The organism is Pseudomonas sp. VI4.1 (assembly GCF_002029345.1).
GTDB lineage: Bacteria > Pseudomonadota > Gammaproteobacteria > Pseudomonadales > Pseudomonadaceae > Aquipseudomonas.
The window spans coordinates 1-5,812 of the sequence record NZ_MULM01000036.1; the positions used below are offsets into that span (position 1 = coordinate 1).

Sequence of the window (5,812 nt, forward strand, 5' to 3'; positions counted from 1 at the left end):
GCAAGCCGGCTCCTACACGGGGTCGCTGGTGTTCACCGATTTCTTGTTCACTGAAAATCCCCTGTAGGAGCTGGCTTGCCAGCGAAAGCGGTCTGTCAGCCAACACCTCTGCTGAATGTGCCACCGTCTTCGCCGGCAAGCCGGCTCCTACACGGGGTCGGTGGCGTTCATCAATACGGCGCTCACTGAAAATCCCCCTTTTTCAAGCCGTCCGACCAGAAACTCATTCGAGGGACTTGTGCTTCAGGTATTATGGTATACCATCAGACGCACAGACACCCAAAACCTCCTACGGAGCAGCTCATGAGTTTCGAAATCCGCAAGATCGTCAGCTACGTCGAAGAAACCTTTATCGAAGGCGGCAAGGCCACCGACAAACCCGTGACCATGGTCGGCCTGGCTGTCGTCATGAAGAACCCTTGGGTGGGCAACGGTTTTGTCGAAGACCTGAAACCACAGATCCGCGAAAACTGCTCCGACCTCGGTGCCATGATGGTTGAACGCCTGGTGGGCATCATCGGCGGCGCCGAGAAGATCGAAGCGTATGGCAAGGCGGCCGTGGTCGGCGCCGACGGTGAAATCGAGCACGCCTCCGCCGTCATCCACACCCTGCGCTTCGGCAACCATTACCGCGAAGCGGTGAAAGCCAAGAGCTACCTGAGCTTCACCAACAAGCGCGGCGGCCCGGGCACTTCGATCCAGATTCCGATGATGCACAAGGACGACGAAGGCCTGCGTTCGCACTACATCACCCTGGAAATGAAAATCGAAGATGCACCGCGCGCCGACGAAATCGTCGTGGTCCTGGGTTGTGCCGACGGCGCCGCCTGCACCCACGCATCGGCAACCGTTACATCGATCTGGAAGAACTGGCGGCCGAAAAAGCCCAGTAATCCCGGTCAGCCTAACTACAACAAAAAGGCATGCAGGAGCGCTCCATGATTCGGCTCACCGCTGAACGTACCCCGGCTGGCACCAGTTACCTGGCGACCGGCCAAGGCCAGCCCGTGGTCTTGATCCACGGCGTGGGCCTGAACAAAGAAATGTGGGGCGGCCAGGTCGTTGGCCTGGCCACCAAATACCGCGTGATCGCCTACGACATGCTCGGCCATGGCGCCAGCCCGCGTCCGGCCAGCGGCACCCCCCTGCTCGGCTATGCCGACCAGTTGCTGGAACTGCTTGACCACCTGCAGTTGCCCCAGGCGACGGTGATCGGCTTTTCCATGGGCGGGCTGGTGGCGCGGGCGTTTGCCTTGCACTACCCGCAGCGCCTGCAAGGCCTGGTGGTGCTCAACAGCGTGTTCAATCGCAGCCCCGAGCAACGTGCCGGCGTTATCGCCCGCACCGCCCAGGCGGCCGAGCACGGCCCGGATGCCAACGCCGAAGCCGCGCTGTCGCGCTGTTCGCCGCGAGTACCAGGCGGCCAACCCGGCGCAGATCGCCGCGTTGCGCCAGACCCTGGCCGACAATGACCCCCAGGGTTATCTGACCACTTACGAGCTGTTCGCGACCCAGGACATGTACCGCGCCGAGGACCTGGCGAGCATCCAGGTGCCGACCCTGGTCGCCACCGGCGAACTCGATCCGGGCTCGACACCGGAAATGGCCCGGCAACTGGCCGACCGCATTCCCGGTGCCACGGTTGCCGTGCTCGCCGAGCAGCGGCATATGATGCCGGTAGAATCGCCGCGCCTGGTCAACCAGCTGTTGCTGGAATTTATCGACAACGCGCACGCCCGACAAAACCAGATAAAGGGGATCGTTGCATGACTCTCGCCTCCTTCCAGATGTGCATCGGCGGTGAATGGGTCGATGCCCTGTCCGGCAAGACCTTTGAAAGCCTGAACCCGGCCCTGGCCGAACCCTGGGCGCAACTGCCCGATGCCGATGAAACCGATGTCGAACGCGCCGTGCAGGCTGCGCAGACCGCCTTCGACAGCCCGGCCTGGCGCGGCCTGACCGCCACCGCCCGGGGCAAGCTGCTGCGGCGCCTGGGCGACCTGATCGCCGAAAACAAGGAACAACTGGCGCAGCTGGAAAGCCGTGACAACGCAAGCTGATCCGCGAAACCCGCGGTCAGGTCGGCTACCTGCCGGAATTTTTCCACTACACCGCGGGCCTGGCCGACAAGCTCGAAGGCGGCACCCTGCCCCTGGACAAGCCGGACCTGTTTGCCTACACCGTGCACGAAGCCATGGGCGTGGTCGCCGCGATCATTCCCTGGAACAGCCCGCTGTACCTGACCGCGATCAAACTGGCCCCGGCCCTGGCCGCGGGCAACACCATCGTGATCAAACCGTCCGAGCACGCCTCGGCCACCATTCTGGAGCTGGCGCGCCTGGCACTGGAAGCCGGCATTCCACCGGGCGTGGTCAACGTGGTCACCGGCTACGGTCCGAGCACCGGCGCAGCACTCACCCGTCACCCGCTGGTGCGCAAGATCGCCTTCACCGGCGGCGCTGCCACGGCGCGGCACGTGGTGCGCAGCAGTGCCGAAAACTTTGCCAAGCTGTCCCTGGAACTGGGCGGCAAATCGCCGAACATCATCTTTGCCGACGCCGACCTCGACAGCGCGATCAACGGCGCGATCGCCGGGATCTATGCGGCCTCCGGCCAAAGCTGCGTGTCCGGTTCGCGGCTGCTGGTGCAGGACGAGATCTACGATGAGTTCGTCGAGCGCCTGGTCGAACGCGCCAAACGCATCCGCATCGGCAACCCCCAGGAAGACAGCAGCGAAATGGGGCCGATGGCCACCGCGCAGCAACTGGCGGTGGTCGAAGGCCTGGTCGCCGATGCCATCGCCGAAGGTGCGCACCTGCGCCTGGGCGGCAAGCGTCCAGAGAACCTGGGCGAAGGCTGGTTCTACGAGCCGACCCTGTTCGAATGCGACAGCAACTCGATGAAGATCATGCAGGAAGAAGTCTTCGGCCCGGTGGCCTCGGTCATTCGCTTCAAGGACGAAGCCGAAGCGTTGGCGATTGCCAACGACTCGCAGTTCGGCTCGCCGCCGGCATCTGGACCCGCGACCTGGGCCGCGCCCATCGCCTGGCCCGGGACGTGCGCTCCGGGATCATCTGGGTCAACACCTACCGCGCCGTATCGGCCATGGCGCCGATCGGCGGGTTCAAGAACAGCGGCTATGGACGCGAAAGCGGCATCGATTCGGTGCTGGCCTACACCGAGCTCAAGACGGTGTGGATCAACCTTTCCCAGGCCCCCATGCCTGATCCGTTTGTGATGCGCTAGGAGATTTGCGAAATGATCGAACCCGGCATTTACAAAGACGTCATGAGCTCGTTCCCTTCCGGGGTCACGGTGGTCACCACCCTGGACCCGGACGGCGGCATCGTCGGCATTACCGCCAGTGCGTTCAGTGCGCTGTCGATCGATCCGGCACTGGTGCTGTTCTGCCCCAACTACGCCTCTGACACTTACCCGGTCCTGCGCGACAGCAAGCAGTTCGCGATTCACTTGCTGTCCGCCGACCAGACCGCCGAAGCCTATGCCTTTGCCAGTAAAGGCAAGGACAAGGCCAAGGCCATCGAGTGGCACCTCAGCGCCCTGGGCAACCCGTTGCTGGCCAAGGCGACCGCGATCATCGAGTGCGAACTGTGGCGCGAATACGACGGCGGTGACCACGCGATCATCGTCGGCGCGGTGAAGAACCTGATCCTGCCCGAGCAGCCGGTGACGCCGATGATCTACCACAAAGGCAAGCTGGGGCCGCTGCCCACACTGGCCTGATGGGTCTACACAACCCCCTGTAGGAGCGAGCTTGCTCGCGATGGTCGTTAACGATAACGCGTGTTTACTGGATAAACGCGGCGCTCTTGAGTCCATCGCGAGCAAGCTCGCTCCTACAAGGGATCTGCGGTGAGAGGACGAACATGAGTAATGACAAGTACGAAAAAGGCCTGAAAATCCGCACCCAGGTGCTGGGCGAGGCCTACGTGAAGCGCTCCATCGAGAACGCCGACGACTTCACCCGCCCGCTCCAGGAAATGGTCACCGAGTACTGCTGGGGCCACGTCTGGGGCCGTGAGGGTTTATCGCTTAAAGAACGCAGCATGATAAACTTGGCGATGATTTCGGCCCTCAACCGGCCGCACGAACTCAAGCTGCATGTACGCGGCGCCTTGCGTAACGGGCTGAGTCGTGAACAAATACGCGAAATTCTGCTTCAGGTCGGTATTTATTGCGGTGTCCCCGCAGCCGTGGACAGTTTCCGGCTCGCCCGTGAAGCCTTCGCCGAAGCCGATGCCGAGGCCTCAAGTTAACCCTTGGCTGTTGTGACCGAGCACCGATGATCCCCGGATCGCCGTGCTCTTTTTGCATGGACAGCCACATTCAGAGCGGACCCCATGAAACGCCTGCCACTCGACGACAGCTTCAAGGTTAATCGCAACCCCGTTACCCTGCGCGAAATCGTGCTGGATAAACTGCGAAGCGCCATCATGAACTTCCAGCTTCTGCCGGGAGACCGTCTGGTCGAGCGCGATCTGTGCGATCGCCTGGGCGTCAGCCGCACGTCCGTACGCGAAGCCTTGCGTCACCTGGAATCCGAGGGACTGGTGGAGTTCGCCGACGCCAAGGGCCCACGGGTCGCCATCATTACCCTGGCCGACGCCGTCGACATCTATGAGCTGCGTTGCGTGCTCGAAGGCCTGATCGTCCAGCTGTTCACCCTGCGCGCCAAGGCCAAGGACATCAAGGCCCTGGAAAAAGCCCTCGAGGAAAACCGCCAGGCCCTCAAGGAAGGCGAACTGCAGCAGGTCATCGATTCGGTGCAAGGCTTTTATGACGTGCTGCTCGAAGGCTCCGGCAACCATGTCGCGGCGTTGCAATTGCGTCAGTTGCAGGCGCGCATCAGCTACTTGCGCGCGACGTCGGTGTCCCAGGAGAACCGTCGCGGATCGAGCAATCAGGAGATGGAGCGCATGGTCGAGGCGATCAAGAGCGGAGATCCGCTGGCCGCCCACCAGGCGTGCGTCGACCACGTACGCGCCGCCGCTGCCGTGGCCCTGGAATACCTCCGGCGCAAGCAGGAAGAGACCGGGGCGATCCCCGAGATCACCCTGCCGATCGCGCTGAAAGAACCGCGCATAGGTCGCTGATCATGTTCAGCCCGAGCTTTTGTCCAAAGTGCGGCGGCAATGACCTCAAGTCTCAGCTGCCGCCGGGCGATACGCACGAGCGCCTGATGTGCCGCGGTTGCGGCTACATCCACTACATCAATCCGAAAATCATTGCCGGCTGCATCATCGAGCAGGACGGCAAGTATTTGCTGTGCCAGCGCGCCATCCCGCCGCGTCCCGGCACCTGGACCCTGCCGGCGGGTTTCATGGAAGGCGGCGAGACCACCGAACAGGCCGCGTTGCGCGAAGTCTGGGAAGAGAGCGGCGTGCGCGCGGAAATTCTCTCGCCCTACTCGATCTTCAGCGTGCCGACCATCAGCGAGGTGTACATCATCTTCCGCGCCATCGCGCTTGAGATCACTGGCCAGTACGGGCCGGAAACCCTCGACTACAAATTCTTCGCGCCCGAGGATATTCCCTGGGACAGCATCTACTACCCGGCGATCCGGCAGATCCTCGAGCGCTACATCGAGGAGCGGCAGGCCGGGGTGTATGGCATCTACATCGGCAACGACGATACCGGCAAGATTCACTTCATTCGCTGACGATTCCCGGTCGTACACCAGCGCCTGCATTCGATCGCGGGGATTTTCGGGATTGAAGGCTGACGCATGACCTGTAGGAGCGAGCTTCGCGCGCGCGCAGCTGGATCGTGCCAGGCTACGTTACGGCAAACC

4 protein-coding genes and 3 pseudogenes are annotated in these 5,812 nt (G+C 62.6%); all 7 read left to right on the forward strand.

The window, feature by feature from the left end:
- The first annotated feature begins 303 nt into the window (after window positions 1-303).
- The 7 genes and pseudogenes from BZ163_RS00540 to BZ163_RS00570 all read left to right on the forward strand — a co-directional run bounded on the left by BZ163_RS00540 (window position 304) and on the right by BZ163_RS00570 (window position 5,680).
- A pseudogene (locus BZ163_RS00540) lies at window positions 304-893 on the forward strand (amino acid synthesis family protein).
- 45 nt (window positions 894-938) lie between these two features.
- A pseudogene (locus BZ163_RS00545) lies at window positions 939-1,770 on the forward strand (alpha/beta fold hydrolase).
- Window positions 1,767-3,246: pseudogene (locus BZ163_RS00550) on the forward strand (aldehyde dehydrogenase). Before BZ163_RS00545 ends, BZ163_RS00550 begins: the two co-directional pseudogenes overlap by 4 nt.
- Before the next feature lie 12 nt (window positions 3,247-3,258).
- Window positions 3,259-3,744: a flavin reductase family protein gene (locus BZ163_RS00555; RefSeq protein ID WP_128869383.1), complete on the forward strand. Its 486-nt coding sequence runs from the start codon at window positions 3,259-3,261 to the stop codon at window positions 3,742-3,744.
- Window positions 3,745-3,887: 143 nt separating this feature from the next.
- Complete coding sequence (locus tag BZ163_RS00560) at window positions 3,888-4,277, forward strand: carboxymuconolactone decarboxylase family protein (protein ID WP_128869384.1); 390 nt, start codon at window positions 3,888-3,890, stop codon at window positions 4,275-4,277.
- 84 nt (window positions 4,278-4,361) lie between these two features.
- Window positions 4,362-5,114 carry a GntR family transcriptional regulator gene (locus BZ163_RS00565; RefSeq protein ID WP_128869385.1) on the forward strand — a complete coding sequence of 251 codons (753 nt, stop codon included), beginning with the start codon at window positions 4,362-4,364 and terminating at the stop codon, window positions 5,112-5,114.
- 2 nt (window positions 5,115-5,116) lie between these two features.
- Window positions 5,117-5,680, forward strand: a complete 564-nt coding sequence (locus BZ163_RS00570) for an NUDIX hydrolase (RefSeq protein ID WP_064677217.1) — start codon at window positions 5,117-5,119, stop codon at window positions 5,678-5,680.
- Window positions 5,681-5,812 lie beyond the last annotated feature (132 nt).